Annotated in this window: 1 protein-coding gene; it reads left to right on the top strand. The window is 66.2% G+C overall.

What is annotated here, in order from left to right:
- On the top strand, positions 1-231 hold a 231-nt coding region (locus SB772_RS46125), incomplete at both ends, for a GMC oxidoreductase (protein WP_410839283.1).

The raw sequence follows: 231 nt of genomic DNA, 5'->3' as shown, positions 1-231 counted from the left end.
CACGCGGCCCGATCTGCAGTATCACGTGCAGCCTTTGTCGCTCGATCGTTTCGGCGAGCCGCTGCATCGCTTCAATGCGTTCACGGCTTCGGTGTGCAATCTGCGGCCCACGTCGCGAGGCAGCATTCACGCGGCGTCGGCTGACCCGACGGTTGCGCCCGTGATCGCGCCGAACTATCTCTCGACGGAACACGACCTGCGCGTGGCGGCGAACGCGTTGCGGCTCACGCG

This window comes from Paraburkholderia sp. SIMBA_030 (assembly GCF_046535245.1).
Lineage (GTDB): Bacteria > Pseudomonadota > Gammaproteobacteria > Burkholderiales > Burkholderiaceae > Paraburkholderia.
This window is presented reverse-complemented; position numbering and strand designations above follow the sequence as displayed.